The organism is Oligoflexia bacterium (assembly GCA_035326705.1).
Taxonomy (GTDB): Bacteria; Bdellovibrionota_G; JALEGL01; order JALEGL01; family JALEGL01; genus JALEGL01.
The window spans coordinates 65,028-83,454 of record DAOLES010000004.1 but is presented as its reverse complement, the minus strand read 5'-3'; the positions used below and the strand labels follow the sequence as shown (position 1 = coordinate 83,454).

General features: G+C 35.9%; 22 protein-coding genes. 8 read left to right on the top strand and 14 right to left on the bottom strand.

Features of this window, described 5'->3' with window-relative positions:
• Nucleotides 1-45 precede the first annotated feature (45 nt).
• Together PKC21_06955 and PKC21_06950 are read right to left on the bottom strand one after the other, a co-directional pair.
• On the bottom strand, nucleotides 46-1,251 hold the full coding sequence (locus PKC21_06955) for a hypothetical protein (GenBank protein ID HMR25076.1): 1,206 nt from the start codon (nucleotides 1,249-1,251) through the stop codon (nucleotides 46-48).
• 97 nt (nucleotides 1,252-1,348) lie between these two features.
• Entirely contained in the window at nucleotides 1,349-2,101 is a 753-nt protein-coding gene (locus tag PKC21_06950; GenBank protein HMR25075.1) for a prepilin-type N-terminal cleavage/methylation domain-containing protein, read from the bottom strand.
• 355 nt (nucleotides 2,102-2,456) lie between these two features.
• Here PKC21_06950 and PKC21_06945 point away from each other — a divergent pair, with 355 nt between their 5' ends.
• A complete protein-coding gene (locus tag PKC21_06945) occupies nucleotides 2,457-2,978 on the top strand; it encodes a hypothetical protein (protein ID HMR25074.1) in 522 nt (173 codons plus the stop codon).
• Between the two features lie 92 nt (nucleotides 2,979-3,070).
• Here the strand turns inward: PKC21_06945 and PKC21_06940 are convergent, their stop codons facing one another.
• From PKC21_06940 to PKC21_06915, 6 genes are all read right to left on the bottom strand, one after another.
• Nucleotides 3,071-3,382, bottom strand: coding sequence for a DUF2947 family protein (locus PKC21_06940; protein HMR25073.1), 312 nt, complete (start codon nucleotides 3,380-3,382; stop codon nucleotides 3,071-3,073).
• A gap of 43 nt (nucleotides 3,383-3,425) precedes the next feature.
• The gene (locus PKC21_06935) at nucleotides 3,426-3,548 is read right to left on the bottom strand and encodes a hypothetical protein (protein ID HMR25072.1); all 123 of its coding nucleotides are present in this window, start codon (nucleotides 3,546-3,548) and stop codon (nucleotides 3,426-3,428) included.
• Nucleotides 3,538-4,500, bottom strand: a complete 963-nt coding sequence (locus PKC21_06930) for an ankyrin repeat domain-containing protein (protein HMR25071.1) — start codon at nucleotides 4,498-4,500, stop codon at nucleotides 3,538-3,540. Before PKC21_06930 ends, PKC21_06935 begins: the two co-directional genes overlap by 11 nt.
• Nucleotides 4,501-4,595: 95 nt before the next feature.
• The gene (cls, locus tag PKC21_06925; protein ID HMR25070.1) at nucleotides 4,596-6,095 is read right to left on the bottom strand and encodes a cardiolipin synthase; all 1,500 of its coding nucleotides are present in this window, start codon (nucleotides 6,093-6,095) and stop codon (nucleotides 4,596-4,598) included.
• Between the two features lie 67 nt (nucleotides 6,096-6,162).
• Nucleotides 6,163-7,038, bottom strand: coding sequence for an MBL fold metallo-hydrolase (locus PKC21_06920; protein HMR25069.1), 876 nt, complete (start codon nucleotides 7,036-7,038; stop codon nucleotides 6,163-6,165).
• A 25-nt stretch (nucleotides 7,039-7,063) separates the two neighbouring features.
• Nucleotides 7,064-7,588, bottom strand: a complete 525-nt coding sequence (locus tag PKC21_06915) for a rhodanese-like domain-containing protein (GenBank protein ID HMR25068.1) — start codon at nucleotides 7,586-7,588, stop codon at nucleotides 7,064-7,066.
• 95 nt (nucleotides 7,589-7,683) lie between these two features.
• Between PKC21_06915 and PKC21_06910 the strand changes: the two genes are divergently transcribed.
• Together PKC21_06910 and PKC21_06905 are read left to right on the top strand one after the other, a co-directional pair.
• Entirely contained in the window at nucleotides 7,684-7,995 is a 312-nt protein-coding gene (locus tag PKC21_06910) for a metalloregulator ArsR/SmtB family transcription factor (protein HMR25067.1), read from the top strand.
• 72 nt (nucleotides 7,996-8,067) lie between these two features.
• Nucleotides 8,068-8,265 (top strand): DUF2892 domain-containing protein, encoded by a 198-nt coding sequence (locus PKC21_06905; GenBank protein HMR25066.1) that lies wholly within the window; start codon nucleotides 8,068-8,070, stop codon nucleotides 8,263-8,265.
• A gap of 88 nt (nucleotides 8,266-8,353) precedes the next feature.
• On the opposite strand, the gene lpdA is transcribed toward PKC21_06905, so the two are convergent.
• On the bottom strand, nucleotides 8,354-10,495 hold the full coding sequence (gene lpdA / locus PKC21_06900) for a dihydrolipoyl dehydrogenase (GenBank protein ID HMR25065.1): 2,142 nt from the start codon (nucleotides 10,493-10,495) through the stop codon (nucleotides 8,354-8,356).
• 6 nt (nucleotides 10,496-10,501) lie between these two features.
• Nucleotides 10,502-11,245 (bottom strand): DUF547 domain-containing protein, encoded by a 744-nt coding sequence (locus PKC21_06895; protein HMR25064.1) that lies wholly within the window; start codon nucleotides 11,243-11,245, stop codon nucleotides 10,502-10,504.
• A 123-nt stretch (nucleotides 11,246-11,368) separates the two neighbouring features.
• Between PKC21_06895 and PKC21_06890 the strand changes: the two genes are divergently transcribed.
• Both PKC21_06890 and PKC21_06885 read left to right on the top strand, forming a co-directional pair.
• Nucleotides 11,369-12,772: an aminotransferase class V-fold PLP-dependent enzyme gene (locus tag PKC21_06890; GenBank protein HMR25063.1), complete on the top strand. Its 1,404-nt coding sequence runs from the start codon at nucleotides 11,369-11,371 to the stop codon at nucleotides 12,770-12,772.
• Between the two features lie 68 nt (nucleotides 12,773-12,840).
• Entirely contained in the window at nucleotides 12,841-13,743 is a 903-nt protein-coding gene (locus tag PKC21_06885) for a COX15/CtaA family protein (GenBank protein ID HMR25062.1), read from the top strand.
• An 18-nt stretch (nucleotides 13,744-13,761) separates the two neighbouring features.
• Here PKC21_06885 and PKC21_06880 read toward each other — a convergent pair whose 3' ends face one another.
• Nucleotides 13,762-14,718 (bottom strand): hypothetical protein, encoded by a 957-nt coding sequence (locus tag PKC21_06880; GenBank protein HMR25061.1) that lies wholly within the window; start codon nucleotides 14,716-14,718, stop codon nucleotides 13,762-13,764.
• Nucleotides 14,719-15,029: 311 nt separating this feature from the next.
• Here PKC21_06880 and PKC21_06875 point away from each other — a divergent pair, with 311 nt between their 5' ends.
• Nucleotides 15,030-15,293 carry a Trp family transcriptional regulator gene (locus PKC21_06875; GenBank protein HMR25060.1) on the top strand — a complete coding sequence of 88 codons (264 nt, stop codon included), beginning with the start codon at nucleotides 15,030-15,032 and terminating at the stop codon, nucleotides 15,291-15,293.
• Nucleotides 15,294-15,475: 182 nt separating this feature from the next.
• Nucleotides 15,476-15,937, top strand: coding sequence for a GNAT family N-acetyltransferase (locus PKC21_06870; GenBank protein HMR25059.1), 462 nt, complete (start codon nucleotides 15,476-15,478; stop codon nucleotides 15,935-15,937).
• Between the two features lie 46 nt (nucleotides 15,938-15,983).
• On the opposite strand, the gene PKC21_06865 is transcribed toward PKC21_06870, so the two are convergent.
• The gene (locus PKC21_06865) at nucleotides 15,984-16,388 is read right to left on the bottom strand and encodes a hypothetical protein (GenBank protein HMR25058.1); all 405 of its coding nucleotides are present in this window, start codon (nucleotides 16,386-16,388) and stop codon (nucleotides 15,984-15,986) included.
• Between the two features lies 1 nt (nucleotide 16,389).
• On the bottom strand, nucleotides 16,390-17,022 hold the full coding sequence (locus PKC21_06860) for a class I SAM-dependent methyltransferase (protein ID HMR25057.1): 633 nt from the start codon (nucleotides 17,020-17,022) through the stop codon (nucleotides 16,390-16,392).
• A 79-nt stretch (nucleotides 17,023-17,101) separates the two neighbouring features.
• Here PKC21_06860 and PKC21_06855 point away from each other — a divergent pair, with 79 nt between their 5' ends.
• A complete protein-coding gene (locus PKC21_06855; GenBank protein HMR25056.1) occupies nucleotides 17,102-17,605 on the top strand; it encodes a hypothetical protein in 504 nt (167 codons plus the stop codon).
• A gap of 22 nt (nucleotides 17,606-17,627) precedes the next feature.
• Here PKC21_06855 and PKC21_06850 read toward each other — a convergent pair whose 3' ends face one another.
• Complete coding sequence (locus PKC21_06850; protein ID HMR25055.1) at nucleotides 17,628-18,392, bottom strand: type II secretion system protein; 765 nt, start codon at nucleotides 18,390-18,392, stop codon at nucleotides 17,628-17,630.
• Nucleotides 18,393-18,427: the final 35 nt, after the last annotated feature.

Genomic DNA, 18,427 nt, shown 5'->3' with positions numbered 1-18,427 from the left:
TTGATAAAAGGCTCTTAAGCGTAGAGCCTTTTAAATGATTTCTTTTTAGTGTATTTGTAATAAGGCATCACTCATGGTTGAGCCAGTACATTGAATTTCATCAAACCCTAGGGCCATCATATGTCCCAAAATTAAATACATATTGGACACATTTCCTTCAGCGTAATCTTCTTTAGGATTATACTTGGTCATGGCCTGTACACCATTTTGCATATCCGCAATTGTAAAATAAGATGTCTCGGTTATTCCTAGACTGTTTAAGCGTTTATACCCTCCATATTTTAAAACACTTCCAATACCTATGACGGTCTCTATAGGATTGTTGTCTAACCACTCAATTGTTTTTATGTTTTGATTTTCTAAATTTAAAGCATATTCATAAGAAAGTTTTGTACTTGCTTCTATCTCATCCTCAGTGATTGGATTTGGATTGTCTGCTTGACTGGTTCCATCTTCAAAGTGATGTTCCCATCCTTCTGGTTTAACTTTTTTAAGAATTGCTTCACGGAAATCAATAGAAGCCATATTCCCTTGTCCTACAATTTTTACTTTTCCTTGCGAATCTGCTGCTACCAGTTGGGTGCTCCTACCTCCAATATCCCATACCAAGATATTTTTTGGATTGCTAATATTCAATGCTGTTACAGCTGCAACAAAACCATAAGCAGCTTCTTGTTCTTGAGTGATGATTTGAATTTCATCTACCCCTAAACGTTTTATTTCTTTTATAGCTCTTTGGGCTGCTTTTGCATCTGTTTTTTGAAATGTTCTAAATGCAGAAGTTGCCACCGCTACAACTTTATCACGATATTTTTCTTGCTTATGATTTTGAGACTGTTGCTCAAATACTGTTTTTTCTAGATTTGCCCACGCCAATAAAACTTTTATGGCTTGTCTACCTTGTAATAAAGTTTCTTGATCTATGATGCCATCTTCTACCTGATCTTTATTACGGTCTTTTTTCACTGCTTCACCATAGTCCACTTTATAGCTTTCTTTAAAACCATTGCTAGCAAACAAACCATTCATGTCCACCTTTTCTATATTTTGATAGACCTTGAGTGCTTTTTCTCCTACTTTGAGCTGATAACTTTCAGTTTTGCATGTATTGACTCGACCAATAGACATACGGGTTGCACCAGAACCAATGTCAAAAGCAATAACTCTCTGTAAACAAGGTTCTTTTGCAACGGCAATACTTATGAAAAATAAAAAAGCGCTGGTCACAATCAATTTAAAATAGCTTTGCATATTTCCTCCAAATTTTAGAATAGTTTGAGAACACATACATTTAGATTATGCAATATGTCAATAATTTGGCGAATTTGCTGTGTTTTGAAAGTGTATTTTATTCTTGGAGATTCAGTTTTATTAGTTCTGTGCTGCGTATCTCACCATTTTCATCACGGTACATGCCCCTGGCAATAATACTAATATCTTTATAAGAAAAGTAAGCATCTGATGGTGACGGCCCTCTTCCACACCAAGTGGGTTCATCACTAAAATTATGATCTCCATCAAGATCTCCAATGGCCGTGACCATCATGGTATCATCAACAGGAACACCATACTCATCAGCCAACAGCACGTCTTTTTTAGCCCGCATCAAATAATAAGATTGTGGAAAAGAATAAAACGGACCTACGCGGATATTGTTAGAGTACTGATTGGTTGTAATCTGTTCTTGATCAGCCGCTTCATTCAAACCCAAATATTTAGGATGAATAAAATACGTATCTGTGGTGCAGGTTTGTTCCACTGGATCATATTCCAACTCACCTATGCCATGATAATACAAATTTACTTTTTTACTGATCGGTTTGTACAATCTGGCCTCATCTTGCAGGCAGATGGGTGCAAACCTTGGAACGGTCTTGCACAAGACATCACCATACTGTGAATGACGGATCAGCATGGATTCTTGACTGGCAAACACCAATTCAGCGTCATAAATGGTCTTAACCAACAACGCGCCCTCTGCCGTTTTTGCTTTTAAAACATATCTTAAATAAGACGGTATGGCTACAGCCATAATTGCGCCAACGATAACAACAGAAACCGCCAGTTCCACAAGCGTAAACCCTTTATTTTTTCTGGACACCTATACATTGTCTCATATTTTAGCTTAAAAAGACAATTGTATCGATACGCTGACTCTTCTTAAACCCCTGTGCTAATTTATTTTAGATCATGCAATAGGATGACTATGCTGCAAATTGATAATTATTATTATTTCGTCTTATAAAAACTATTTATAATATTGCTATTGACATTAACTTAGCTTTAGACTAATCAAGTGCTTGGTGCATAATACTTTATGGCATAATTCATTTACTTCTAGCAGCTTCTTTGCTGCTTTCTTTTTCTATTTTGGCGCCTAGCGCCACATATATTTTCCCCCACACATTCTTAATTATTATTTTAAAAACAAACCTTACTCTTTGTTAGGAAAAAAAATGAAACATTATTTAAAACTATTATGTCTGGCTATTGGCTGTCTGAACTTAACTCAAAATGCCTTAGCACAAAATTTATTGCCCTTATTGAACTCTGGAGACTTGGAAATACTGATCTCTCCAGATCAAAATAAGATTATAATTAATGGGAAAGTCATCACCGAAGGTATTTATAAAGACTTGCTTAACCAAGAAGAAATACCTTCTACTTTGGAGAAAAACTACAATAACAATGACTTTTATCAAAATAGAACCCTTGATGATCATGTTATAGAGTACTTACAAAAAAGACCCTCTTACGTAGAAGATCCAAGCATGCCTTTTTTTCAAGAACAGGCTATTTACTACAACACTCAAAATGGCTGTATTACAATTGTTGTCTACGATGGTATGCAAAAAGTACAGTGTAGATACCTTGAATCTCTAATCCACATCAATCAAAAACATAAAGACCAAGTGATTTCAAGAATGTTTGAGATGTTGTATGAAGGTTCATACGAATACTGTCCTGACCCAGTTTAAGTATTGTATTTTTAATTGATTCTGTTTGTTAAAAATTAAGCATATGGACGGATTGCTTTTTGGTCAAAGTAGTCTGTCTATATCAATCATCGTTAAGTTTTACTGCCAACCCAACACTTACCATTACTTAAAAGTAAAGCGGTATCCATCTGTTTTCCAAAAACCAGACACCCTTCATCTTCATACAAAAAGTTAATCCAGTTATGACAAAACACCTGCCACAATGTTTTTATGGCTAGTTCACGCATCCAAAAAATATAAATTGTTTCATTGGGCGTAATATCCAAGCCCAAGAGTTTGTTTTGAAAAATCAAAGGTTCATTTGCATTCCAATTATCAGTCCATTCATAAAATACGTTATTTTTTTGAATCTTTGTTGGCCATTCATCATTATTCATCAACATAAAATGTCTTGATGAAACACTTACATATTTATCCCAAACTATTTTACTGTAGTCTTTTGCTTAAGATTTCAATCTTATTTTTATTTGCTTCACTGATTGGCGGATCATCATGCAATACGCCTTGAATTTCTTTAAATGGTAAATATTTTTTGTTTTTACTGCTCATTTTTTATCAGTGCTGGTATATCATGATCAACATAACGATGCGCTTGTTCTTCAAGCATTTGTGCGCGTTTGGTTGTTTTACCTTTGTCATTGATCATGGCCACTTGAATACTATAGCCGCCACGAACCGTTTTTTCATCCACTTCAACCACCCAATCTTCAATGTCTTTTTGCGCAATCACTTGCTTTTTTTCTAAACGGCCTTTGTGATTGACTGGTGGGGTAACAATGGTCCCATAAAATTGATCCCCTTCAATTTTAGTCACATTGGCCCATATATGCTCAATGACATTTTCATTGGTTAAAAATTTAAACTTAATGCTGGTATCTTGCTTGTGATTGATAAATAATTTTTTAAGTTCATCGATATTTGCTTGTGCTTGTTCTACAGTTTTAGCCATTAAAGCATCATCTTCTTGCCTGTACGATACAAATTGATCATCATCTTGTTCATAACTGCTGGGCACATGACTTTTATCTGCACCTGCTTTTAATAGTAAGTCATAAATTGCTTCATCCTCTACAGCTTGCGCCCAATTCAATGGCGATAGGTCTGAACGTGTTAGAGCATTGACATTGGCTTTCTTTTTGATTAAAAGTTTGACCGCCTCTATTTCCTGATTGAGCACCGCTGCATGCAATGGGGTAGCATCACCTTCTTCCTCTTCGTAATCATGCTTTAAATCAACCGGACAACCTTGCTCCAACAAATACTTAATTACCTCTGTTGACCCTCGTGCAGCTGCATAATGAATGAAAGGTTCTTTGTTCTTATAAGGACTGGTGATATACTCAGGATGTTTTTTTAAAAAATGACTTAGTTTTTTAACATTATCATTTTTAACCCAGGCCAAAGGTGAAAAAAATTTTTTATAGACCCACACACCTAAAATAATAATACCGATACTGGCTTTAATGAGTGTTGCTATCGACAGTGAACTTGATGTTTCCATAATGGCATGAATATAATTTCATAGGCTAAAAAAGTCTATATAAAGCACCTTTAACAGCTGAGTTTGGCTTTCTACTCTGAGAAGATCATTGCTGTTTAAAGATATGGCATAAATAATCTAGCAAGACCTCTTTTAAACTGATTGATAGTACTAGAATTTTTAAAATCTTGTAGGCTTAATTTTTTTCCTTGTTCTATTTTTTCATCAACTATTTTTTTTAGGGCTTGAGCAAAATTTTCATCATACACTTCTATATTGTATTCAAAGTTTAATCTTAAACTGCGTGAATCCCAATTGGCAGAACCAATAAAGGACCAAGCATCGTCTATTAGCATAATTTTGCTATGATCAAATGGCGGTCTACTTAAATAAACATGACAGCCAGCATTGACCATTTCTTCTAATGTTTTTTGACTGGCCCACTGAACCAATTTTAAATTATTTTCTTGTGGTACAATAATTGTTATTTCCAGTCCCCTTTGTTGGGCAATTTTTAACATATTAATCAACGTTATATTGGGTAAAAAATATGGATTAACAATGGTTATACTTTTTTGTGCCTGGGTAATGGCACTGATCAAAATCATTTTTAAGGTATCAATATCTTCATCTGGCCCATCCAAAATACTCCGCATACTACTGGTCCCTACTTCTTTAAGTTTTGGAAACCAAAGTTTTCCACTTAATGTTTCTCCAGAACTGTACAACCAATCCATGGCAAAAACGATTTGCATTTGTCTAATAATTGGGCCTTCAATGCAAAAGTGCACATCCTGAATTTTATGTTTGCTGTTACTTTCTAAACAATGTCCTTCTCTTATATTCATTCCGCCGGTGAAACCCTGCTTACCATCAATAATCAAAATTTTACGGTGATTGCGTAAGTTGATATAAGACATTTTCCAGGGAACAAAGGTTGGTAAAAAACGTCTGGCTTTGACCTGTGTCCCTTTAAATTGTTTAAAAATAGAAGGAAAAGAGTATCTTAAACCTACAGCATCCACGAGCAAGCGTACTTCTACACCCCTCTCACTGGCATCAATCAAGGCTCTTGCAAATTTTTTTCCTAGCTTGTCATCATCAAAAATATAACTGCACATGCTAATGCTCTGCTTAGCACTTGCAATTGCCTCCAGCATAGGTTGATAAGCCTGTTCACCATTGATTAAAATTTTTATTTGATTGCCCCCACACAAAGAAAAATAGCTAATTCTTGAATGTGTGTTTGCAATTTTTTGTAAGCTTAATGGAATATTTAGTTCTTGAAAAATATCTGTTTGGTACAGTTGCTCAATCATTTTTTTTATGGCAGGTGATTTTAAAAGTTTAGTTTTACGCCAAACGCGATTAACGCCAAAAGCCATATAAATCACTGATCCAAAAAAAGGAGAAAACCAAACCAGGGCCAACCAGGCCAAGGCTGTTCTACTTTCTTGTCTACGCATGATAATATGCAAACTGACCATAATGGATAAGGTCAGATAAAATACAAAACTGATATATGGCCACGCCACTTTTGTATTGTTGATGATAAATATATAAAAATCAGCCAACATATCTTTGCTATCATAAGCATTGTTTTGAGTAAGATACAAGGCTATTGTGCATTGCTCTACCTATGTCATATAATATAAAGGTACCTGACGACAGCCATTCTACAATTTACTTTTTAAACAATGGCATTTTTATATAACTTGTTCCATTATCTTCTGCTTGAGGAAAGTTTCCTGCTCGTATATTTAATTGAATACTGGGCAATAATAAACGAGGTGCTTTTAACTGCCGGTCACGTTCAGTTCTAAAAGCAATAAACTCTTCTTTGCTTGTATTTTCTTTAAGTTGAATATTATTCTCTTTTTGTTCTTTAATACTTGATTCAAACTTCAACTCTCTGCCACCTGGCATATAGTCATGCCCAGTAAACACTCTTGTTTCATCAGGCAAAGCGTAAAGCTTGTCATGCACTGAATGATATAAGTCTTCTGCACTACCTTTGGGAAAATCACAACGTCCTGTTCCAAAGTCCGGCATAAACAATGCATCTCCAGTAAATACAGCATCTCCAATCAAATAAGATGCACAAGCGGGTGTATGACCGGGAGTAAAGATTGTTTTAATATTCAATGTCCCTGCTTGTAGATCTTTTTCTTCATCAGCAAGAATATCAAACACTTGCTCTACTGGACTCAAATCTTTGAGATTAAAAATATCTTTAAATACTGCTTGTACCAAGTCAATATGTTTACCAATAACCGTTTTAGCTTCTGGTAAATGTTTTTTTATTTCTTTCATGCCCGTTACATGGTCAGCATGTGCATGAGTGTCCATAATATAATGGATTTTAAGATCATGGTTTTTAATAAAATCCAAGACTTCATTCACTGATTCATAACTGTATTTAGATGAAGCAGGGTCATAGTTTAGAACTGGATCAATCAAGACTGCATCTTTACTGCTTTGATCATAGACAACATAACTTAAGGTCCATGTTTCTTGGTCAAAAAAATGTTGTACTTGATAATGTTTATTATGAGTCATTTTTGTATCTCCTATCAATTTATATTCATCTATTCCATGGCATTTTCATTAAAAGCATACCCATGCCACAAGTATTAGTCAGGGCAGAAAACATCAATCCAAAAGCCACTCCGGCACTCAAATAAATAAAATTTGAATGTATCATGCTGCTGGCTACAAAACCCAACATCACCAATAAACCAGCTGTAAATCGGACCTGTCTTTCAAGTGACCAGATATTGGTTTTGTTTTTTAATGTTGTTAGACCTAAACTTTTCCAAGCTTCAATGCCACCTTCAACAATATGAATATTGTTAAAGCCTTTGCTCTGCATTTGGTCAGCAGCCTTTTTTGCACGCATTCCAGTACGACACATGATGTAGACTGCTTGTTCTGTATCAAGATCTTTTGTATGGCTGGTTTCATGAATGGTTGAAAGAGGTATATGCTGAGATCCCTCAACATGTTCACTTTTGTATTCTGATGCTTCTCGTACATCAATAATGCAGTTGCACCCTTTATCTTTTACAATACTATTAAGCTGTTCAATACTTATGGTTTTAATGGCCATAGCTATCTTTACCTTTCTTTATTATTAGCATATAAATTTATTTGCTTTAACATCTAATTTATTATAACATAATTATATAACTATAAAAGAATATAATGAAAAAGACCAACTTACGCAACAAAAAAATAAAATTTTCTCAACATGAACTCAATAATATTGCCGAAAAATTTAAAGTTCTTTCTGAACCTTTGCGTTTAGCCATTATTCAATTCTTAATGGATGGAGAAAAAAATGTAACTGATATTCATATGGCTTTAAACAGCAGCCAACCCAACATTAGCAAGCATTTAAAAGTTTTGGAACAGGCTGGCTTTCTTAATAAAGAAAAACATGCGGTATCTGTTTATTATACCATTGCGGATCCCATGGTATTTAAGTTATGCCAACTTGTTTGCAAAAATCTTTAACTATCCATGAATAGCTTTAATTTATTTTATTAAAAGCTTAATTGTATGTATATCTTAATACAAGGAGTTGTTATGACAAAAAACGTTGGATCAATTGATAAAATTTTACGGATTGTTACCGGCTTAACCTTGCTTGGTCTATTTTTTGTTTTGGATAGTCCCTATAAATATTTAGGGCTTGTAGGTATTGTTCCATTGGCAACTGCACTCTTGAATTTTTGCCCTTTGTACACCGTTTTTGGTATCAATACCTGTTCAAAAAATGCATAAGGCTTAAGTAAAACAACAAAATAAATAAGATCTTTGCTAAAATCTATATTTTTTAAGGCTAACAAAGCCCACTTAAATTGCAAAAAATTTAGCGTTGCCAAGCATGAAACTTTTTAAGCCATTTAAAAACATACGCTTGGGTCTGCTGTTTTTTCCAATTGCCGGCAACAAACTTATTGGCTTCTGCCATGGTGGGATAAATGTGAATGGTGGATAAAATTTTGTTCAAACCAAAACCATGTTTCATGGCCGCTATAAACTCTATGATTAAATCTGCTGCATGTTGACCCACAATGCTTGCACCAATGATTTTATCTGTACCCGGTTTGGTTAAAACCCTGACCATTCCACGATTTTCACTGTCTGCTATGGCTCGGTCTAAATCATCTATAGCATAGGTGGTTAGGGTATAGCTTATACCTTGTTTTTTAGCTTGTTGTTCATTTAAGCCTACTGTTGCTATTTCTGGATCTGTGTATGTTGCCCAAGGAATCACTGAGTAGTCTACTTTATATTTTTTAAACTTGCCAAACAGTGCATTGACGGCGCAGTACCAGGCTTGATGCGAAGCTGTATGCGTTAATTGATACGGTCCAGTGACGTCACCACAGACATAAATGTTGGGAAAGTTGGTTTGCAAGTACGCATTGGCCTCAATGGTTTTGTTTTCTCTTAACTGTATGCCCATTTCTTCTAAACCAAAACCTTTGATATTCGCTCTACGGCCCACAGCCACCAACAATTCATCAAACTCTTTTTCTATTGTTTGATTTTGGCATTTAAGTTGTAGGTATTTTTTACCATCCTTAATTACAACTGCTTGCGCTTGATGCTGCGTTAAAACTTCTATTCCTTCTTTTTCAAATTGCTCTTGTAAAATTTTACTCACTGCCTCGTCTTCAATTCCCATAAGTCGATCCATCATTTCTACTTGCGTGACTTGACTGCCCAAGCGTGCAAAACTTTGCGCCATTTCACAGCCAATAGGTCCGCCGCCCAAGACAATCAATTTTTTAGGCAGCGCTGGCAGTTGCCATAAATTTTCAGACGTCAGCGCTGTGATTTGATCTATGCCTTCAAGTGCTGGCACAAAAGGGCTGGCCCCTGTGGCAATTGTAATGTTGCGAGTACTAAGAATCTTACCATTGACTTCAACTTCCCACGGTGAAATTATTTTAGCTGCACCCTTTATGCATTCTACACCTAGTTTTGTGTAGCGTTCCACCGAATCATGTGGCTCTATATCTTTAATCACCTGCTGCACACGCTGCATGATTTTTTTAAAATCAATACTAGGATTTATATCTTCAAGACCATATTCACTGGCATGTTGCATTTGATACGCTAATTTTGCGCTTTTTATGATGGCTTTAGAAGGAACACAACCCGTATTCAAACAATCTCCTCCCATCTTATTTTTTTCAATCAACGCCACTTTGGCTTTAACTGCTGCACTGATATAGGCGGTCACTAAACCGGCAGAGCCCGCACCAATGACCACCATGTTGTAATCAAAGTGTTTGGGTTTGCTGTAGTTTTTATAGATTTTTTTTGTTTTGATTGTTTTAAGTATGGCTTTGGTCAACCACGGCAATAAGGCTAATGCAGCACAAGATAATAACACGTTTAAGGACATCACCTCTGATAAAGCATCAATACTGGCCAGTTGCTTTCCGGCATTCACATAGACCATGGTTCCAGCCAACATCCCCACTTGACTCACCCAATAAAAAGTCCATAAGCGCATTTGGGTCAAACCCATCACGGCATTGATGACAAAAAAAGGAATGATGGGAACCAAACGTAAGCTGAACAAATAAAAGGCGCCTTGTTTTTTAACCCCCTCATTGATTTTTTGAAACTGCTTAGAAAACTTATGCTCTATGCTATCTCTTAATAAAAAACGCGCACCAACAAAGGCCAAGCTTGCACCTATCGTACTTGCAAAACTTACCAACACAGTGCCTGTAACAAAACCAAACAATGCTCCTGCTACCAAGGTTAAGACTGCTGCACCCGGTAGCGACAAAGCAGTAACCACAACATATACAATAAAAAACAAAGCTAAACTTAGCACTTGATGGTTCTCATAGTAGCTGGCAAAGGCATCTAAGTTTTCTTTAATGTAGTTAAGTTTTAAATACTCCGTAAGCCCAAAATACTTGGCCAATAAAACAACTGCAAGCAAGCCAAGGATAAGGGCTACTCTTAAACTAATTTTTTTTTTCATACTATTTTACTTTGTTTCATTGAGTGACCAGTCATAGTCTAAAAAATCCACTGAATAATTTTTCTTTTCAAGCCCTAGTGTTTGAATAATAAACTGCTGATAATTGCCATACTGCTTTTCAAAATCACCGCCGTACCATTTAAAAATTTTTGACAGCTGCATTGTGTTGTCTTTAATCTGATTTTTATTTTGATTGCTTAAAAAATGTTTGGCTGCCTGATTGAGTTGCTCATCAAGTTTTTCTGCAATAAAAGCTTCTTGAAACAAAGATGGACAACCTATAGACGCACAGTTGACTGCAAAATGAATTCTAGGTTCAGCAAAGTCTTTACGGATAATATCATGTTCAATATTGTCTAAACTATAACTGTTACCTAAAAGTTTAATAAATTTTTTCTTCCACGGCCCCCCTTTGAACCAGCCGGCATTGATATCTTTGATTGATTGTACTGGATAATGATCCACGATGAGTTGTACAGTATAGGCATTGTAAGCATTGATCCAAAAGGCGAGTTTTTCTTTTTTGTTAAGTTTATTAAAATCTTTGGTGTTGATTTGCTCAAGTTGTTTTAAATATAAGTTTAAATCATTGATGTTTTTTTTGATGGCTTGATAATTGACCAAGACTTGTTGGTTTTTTTCTTGGGTGTATTTTTTTAGAACATTGGTCCATTGCTCATGCTTTGCTTTGCCATTGGCCCAACTCAAACTGCAACAAAGCAATATGGAGTATATTAATTGAAGTTTCATGCCTGTATAGTGACATAAATAAACAAAAAAACCACTTTTAACTTTTTAATACACTTATATTCAATGCTTTTTTTAGGAGCAAAGTCGATTTTACTTTGCATAAGATATGGTGTATAACGCAATATGTTAAAAACCAATCGAAAAACATTTATACAGTCTTTGTTGGCTCTGTTTGGCTTATCCATCCTAGACATTAAAAAGCTCTTGCCTTCAGTTTATGCGCAAACAGCGGACGATTTGGAAAATTTTGTTGGCTCAGACAGTGTTTTAGAAAATATCAAACATCTTTTTCCTCATACCAGCAATCAGAGAATTCGTTACTTTAATACAGGTACTTTAGGTCCATCTTCAAATGCTGTCATTGAACATTTGTGCAAAGAAATACACCTTACAAACGGCGCTGTTGTTGATAACAAACAATACCTTCCCAATGATGGTAGTCAGCAGTGGAACAAACACATAGAAACTTTAGCTCAATTTATCCATTGCAGCGCAGATGAATTGGTTTTAACCAGAAACACCACTGAAGGGGTTAATATTATTTGCCATGGTCTGCCTAAAAGACATGATCCTTATGTCTTAATCACCAGTACAAAAGAGCACATTGGCAATATTGCAGCTTGGGTCAACCGTTCACAAAACCAGAAAGATATAGATATTGTTACTTTTTCTTGTAATAAACTAAGCCAAGATGAATGTTATACCCTGATCCTTGAAAGAATAAGCTCTTTTCCTGATAAGGCTATTATTCTTAGTATTCCTCACATTGCATCGGATGGTTATCTTTTTCCAGTAGAGCGTATTGGTGCTAAAATAGCTGAGCTTAATGCCCAACGAGAAAATAAAATCTTTTATTTTGTTGATGGTGCTCAATCTTTAGGGATGCTTGATGTCAATGTCAAACAATACCAATGCCACGCTTACGCTGCCAGCGGCCATAAGTGGCTTTGTGGCCCCAAAGGAACCGGTCTTCTTTACATCCATTCATCCGCACAAAAATTTATACAACCAGAGTTTGTAGGTGCCTATGCCTGTGATGCCAGCTTTGAGCCTTTAAGGATAGACTTTGCCAACAATGCCTACCGTTATACTTATGGCACACAAAGCATGCAATTGTTCTCCGGATTGGCCAAGTCTGCTGATCTTTTTCAGAGTTTAGGTAAAAAAACCATTCAAGATAAAGTCTTTTCTTTGGCTCAATATTTTCGCCGGGGTTTACAACACTACAATCAATCTCAATCGCGTTTTTACATTCATGATGTGGTTAATGCCGATTCAACAAGCTACAGTGGCATGGTTAGTTTTGCCATTGAAGACAAATTAAACCGTACTTACTTAGACAGCAAAGATCTGGCCTATGAAAGAATAAGCAAGCTCAAACTTAATGATCAACGGATTTATTTGCGTTTACGACATATCTATGAAGACAACTTGGATGCTATCCGGGCTTCATTTCATATTTTTCATGATACGGATGATGTTGATTTATTGCTTTTATCCATACAAAAATATTTAGCATCACTTTAAAAAACTGCATTGTTTACAACTGGCACTATTTGCTTGCTGGAAAGACTTTCATTATATACAAGTTTTGCATGACGGTTGATCAAGATATTTCCAGACGTAAATGTTTTGCCTTAAGCCTGTTGACTTTTCTTGGCTATAATTTTTTAGTGATTGCGTGGGGGGCTTGGGTAAGAATCAGTTTTTCTGGTGATGGCTGTGGTAAGTCCTGGCCCTTGTGTGATGATCAGTTTATACCGCAAGCGGCGGACATGGCCCAGTGGATTGAGTGGTCGCATCGCTTATCCACCGGTATTTTTGGTCTTGTGGCTTTGACTTTGTTTTTTTGGGGCAGAAAGCTTTATCCCAAAAAACACCCCGTCCGAACAAGTTTAATTTTTATGTTACTGTTCACCTTATCTGAAGCCTTGATTGGCGCGGCTTTGGTTAAACTGGAATTGGTGGGCAACAATGCTTCTATTTTTAGAGCTTGGGCCATTGGCTTTCATCAAATCAATAGTTTAGCCTTGACCTTGTGTATTTTTTTAAGCTTTATGCAAGCCCAAACCCTACATGAACTTCACCCTAAATTTAAATTTGCGTTTAAACTTTTGCTCTTGTTTTTATCCGGCGTAGCTTTTACCGGGGCTTTGGCAGCCTTGGCTGGCACCTTATACCCTTCTATGAACCTAATCACTGGCTTTTTGGCCGATATCAACTCTGCCAGTCCCCTATTGATCCGTTTGCGTCTATCACACCCTGTATTGGCCAGTTTATTTTGTCTTTTGAGTTTTGTATGGTTACTTAAACAGCAAGAAGCTTTTTCTTCACGTAAGTTTAGTCTTTTGGGCAGCTACCTTATTGTTGCCTTAAGTTTTGGTTGGGCCACTTTATTAAATTTAAGTCCCGTTTGGATGAAACTACTGCATTTATGTTTAGCCCATGGAACAATTATTGCCCTAAGCTACGCTTTTTTAATTGCAAAAAAAGCCTAGCTTCAGTTTTGCATGGTTTTATTCACTGATCAGTTTGGTATCATGCACCAAAACCTGATTGCCTCTGGGTCCAACATAGTAGGCATGGGTTTCTGTATTCAGGTTATAGACTTTTAGTGGCATAAAATTACCCCAGCCTTCGCTTTCAGCCGCATACTCACTTGTAGCATTGATTGGACAAAGTTGGCCATCTTCTCCTTGATACAGTTGCGCTGTTCCTGGTTCAAGATTTTGGGCCTCTTGCCACTGATACATGCTTTCCTCAGAACACTCATCTTGAACATAGGCATAAAAACGATGTTGGGGTGTAACCTTAAAAGTATAGTCTGAGCCATAAGGACCAACATTAATCATGTTCATGGTTTTGCCATCTCTTACATGTCCCAAATGCACCTGATTGACCCGTGCCCAGCAATCTTTTTTATACCGAGACGGCGCTTTTTCTATTTTTCCTAAACTTGAAGACAAGACATGAAAACCTTTGTCTTCTTGTTGCTCATACATTTCTTGCAGTTCCATTGTAGTAGCCACAATTTTATGATCATACTGATTCCACGATATCTTTGTGGTTAGGGTGAAAAACACGGTTACTGGTGTATTACCGGTAAAACAGTTGTTGTAGCTTCTGTTATAACCTTTTTGACCACTTGAAACCCAATCAACATCTTCTTGACTCAAAGCAGCGTGTCTCTGGCGTTCTTGGCTTCTATCAAGATCAACCTTGATGTTTAGCAGTTGCTGTTCTTCAGGCAAAAGGTAGTTTTGTTGCACTGCCTTTAAGATGGCTTCTTTTTCTTCTAAGTACAAATTGACCACATCTGAACAATAGGGGTAATAACCGATCTGATCATGGCCAAGCTGTTCAAGCTGAGCCAACTTATTTTGATAATCTTGCTGAATACTCAAGATCGTGTTTTCTTGAGCGTGGACAATGCCTAACAAAAGCATACTGACCGTTCCAATTAATCTAATCATACATCCCCCTGGAAATATTATATAAAATAACTTAATTTTTTTTCTTAACAAATAATGCAGAAAAACTCAATGCGTTATTTTTGCAGTCTAACCCTTGTAAAACATGCTCCATAACGATAATTTTGGCCAAAATTTAATCCTTATTGTTGAGAAAAGTGTAAACAAGTTACCTTTTTTTGTAAAAAACATAAAAAAAGTAAATATTTCTATTTATTTATTGTTTGATTTGTCATATGTAACCAAAGAGAGATAAATTAATATGTAGCTAAATAACAGTACGTCATTAGCACAAAACAAAAGGGGAAAATTCGATGGATAAAAATAAACTAAAAAAATTAACTAAAATCATCTTATCTGTAAAAGGTCCAAAAACCATGGAAGCTTTTTTGGCTGACTTGTTAACACCTGCAGAAATTGAAGATTTAGATTTACGCGTTAGAATTGTAAAATCTTTGCTTAAAGAAAAACCTCAACGTCAAGTGAGCACTGAAGAACAAGCCAGTATTTCTAAAGTATCCCGTGGTGCTGCAACCTTGAAGTATGGTAGTGGCGGCTTTGAAAAAGTATTAAGTTAATCTTAAAATACCTTAGGGAGGTTAAAACCTCCCTTTTTTTTGTCAAAATTTATATTTTGACTTCTCTTCTTTGAATTCAGTCTTTGATCGCAAGCCATTTAAAACTCTTTTTATATTTTCTATCAAACTTAATGATGAAGCGTTTGTGGTTTTTTTAATCAATTTTGTGTAGAATTTTGTATATGGATGTTTGTTTCCGCTCTGCCCAATTGAATGACTTGGATATCATTATTAAATTACTCAATCAGGATCATCTTGGAAAAACCCGAGAATCGATATCCGAAAAAATCCTTCACCATTATCAAACAGCTTTTAAACAATTGCTTGATAGTAAATTTTTTGACATCGTCATCATGGAAGAGGCCATTACCCATGAGATCTTTGGCTGTGCTCAAGTCATGTACTTACCGCATTTAAGTTTTAAAGGCTCTATGCGCTTGCAAATTGAAAGCATCCGAGTTGAAAAAAAATTTAGAAATAAAGGCTTGGGTAAACAGCTGATGCGCCATTGTATTGCTCTTGCAAAACAAAACAATTGTAAGATCATTCAATTTACTTCCAATAAAAGTCGTACGGATGCGCATCGTTTTTACACCAACTTGGGTTTTAAGCCAACCCATGTTGGCTACAAAATGTACCTTTAATGATTAAGTTTCTTAGTCTTTTTACAACAAAACTTAAGTCTTTACTTTATTGTTGTTTTGAGCAGCTTTTATTTTTATCCAATTCAATAAGATTTTCAATCAACCAAACCGGTTTCTTTAATTCTTTTTGCTCGGTTTTGTTATTGATTAATTTTGCCTGCATTTTTAAATACACTTTTTGTGGTGATAGGTTCAGGGCTAAATATTTTTTTTCCAACTCAAGATAAGTCTTTCCCTGCATTAAAATACTGTTTTTACTGTTTCCATCACAACTAATAAACATATTGGCATCCGCCATATATGAAAAGTAACCTTCTTGAATATCTTTAACTACGTCTAGTTCATCTCGTTGATTCTGATTTTTCACATATTGAATTGTATTTTTTTGGCATGCTGTATGGATACAACCTAATATTAAAATCAACAATACCATTTTTATGGTTTGTTTCATTTTATTCCACCTTAAACAAGGCAATATTTTTTTGAGGAAAGCTGACCGCACAATCAAACATTTGGGCCAAATATTGAAAGCTTATTGTATTAAAAAATAGAGTATGGCTTGGATCACGATGATAGTACCAGCGCTCAAAATCAGCCTTATCTATTAAAAATTGTGTCATCACACAGATATACCCTCCTTTGTTGAGACAGGTCAATAAACGTTTAAACTCTTGTTTGGGCTGATGCAAATGTTCAAAAGTTTCTGTGGAAACAATAAAATCATAGTATGTGTTTAATCGTTCTTGATCAGGATAAAAAAAAGGATCATATCCATATAACTTATGACCATATTGAGCAAACATATGGGCCAGAGGCGAGCCATTCCCACAACCAAAATCCAGACCCAAACAGTTGTTTTTTAAATACGGCAATAAACTGTCCACTGCCGGTTGCAAAAATGTTTGATACCTAGGGTCTTTGGGATTATTTTCATGACTTAGATAGCGTTGTTTTTCTTCTTGCTCAGATAAATAAAAACGCCGATCCAAATAAACCAAGCCACAGCAGTGACAGTCATAGTAGAGTTTTTCATTTACAACACTAAAATGGTTTTGATTATCTGTACTACATAATGGACACTGCATCTTAAAGCGTTATTACTTGAAAAACAAAGGCAAAGCATCATATATTGTTTTAAGTTTAATTTATGGGAGCACTTTACTTATGAAACAGTTTTTAATTTGTTGTATTTTATTTTCATTTTATTCTGGTCTTGCACAAAATATTCAAGTTGATCCTGCTAAAACACAAGCTTTGGCGTCACGTTTAGAAATGGCTTGTTCTGCCGGCAATGAAATAAGCAATCAAGCTTGTCTTGAACAACTTGAATTGATGCTTAATAAAATGGACCTTGGCACCAAGATAAACTTATCAAGCGTCATTGCCTCTATTTGTCAACGCTATGCCATGCCCTATAACAATGAATTAGAAAAACCTTTAACCACCCTTTATAAGCTGGGGTTTTTATCCAGACAAGTCTCTTGTTTAGAAAGTTGTTTTCATATCATTGGTCAAGAACAAGGTCTAAGCAATCTAGCAACCTTTCATTTACAGCATTGTGCCGGCGCCTATGAAAAACAAAATCAAGCTTCTATTTACAGTAAAAACCACTTGGTTCAAGCCTATTTATCTTGTATCTACAAAAGTTTAGATAACTTTCCGTTTTAGAAAAAGCTCACGCTAGATCAGATCATTCACCCAAATTTTCCGTGTAAACTGCGTCTGTACCTCTAACTTCTCCACGATTGCTGATATAAATACCACGCATCAGATAAGTTACCTTATTAGAACGGTTGCTTACTGTACTGATTTGTAAACCCAATTGATCTTGGGCTGAACTGTCAGCTTGATAATCAAAATCACCATCTAGATCAGCATAGGCCCAGAGCGAATTATGCGTTATGACCCCTGCTGCGGTTGTGCCCATTAAACTTTTGCCATCGTTTTGTAATTCTGTGGCCAAAACACTGTCCGGTATATTGCTGACCGCAAAATACCCGGGGTTTTCGGTTTGATGATTGCCGCTTGGCGCTGGAGAAAAACCATATTGTCCAAAACTGGTAAAATCATTGCTATACAAGCAGCCCCCATCTGGTCCTACTTCTGTACCATTGGTGGTTGGGGAAAGTGCTATTTTTTCTTTTACCCCTCCCCGTGGCGGAATATACAATGCGCTACCACCATCAACAATATGCGATGCAAAATTGCCAAACAACCACTTTTTTTTACAAAAGGTTTGGTTGCCTCCCGCTTGCACCATCAAACTCGGATGCGAGGCTTCAATTACAGCGCCTTCATACATATGTTTTAAATGCAAATAACCTTCAGACATTTTGGAATTGAGTAAATATTTTTGAAAAATTGGGGTTACAGTAATGATTAAAATGCCCATAATTGCAATGACAACCAGCAACTCAACCAGTGTAAACCCTTTTTTTTTCTGCGTTTTTTTCATTTTATGAGAGTAAAGTAATTTTTCTATTCCTAGCA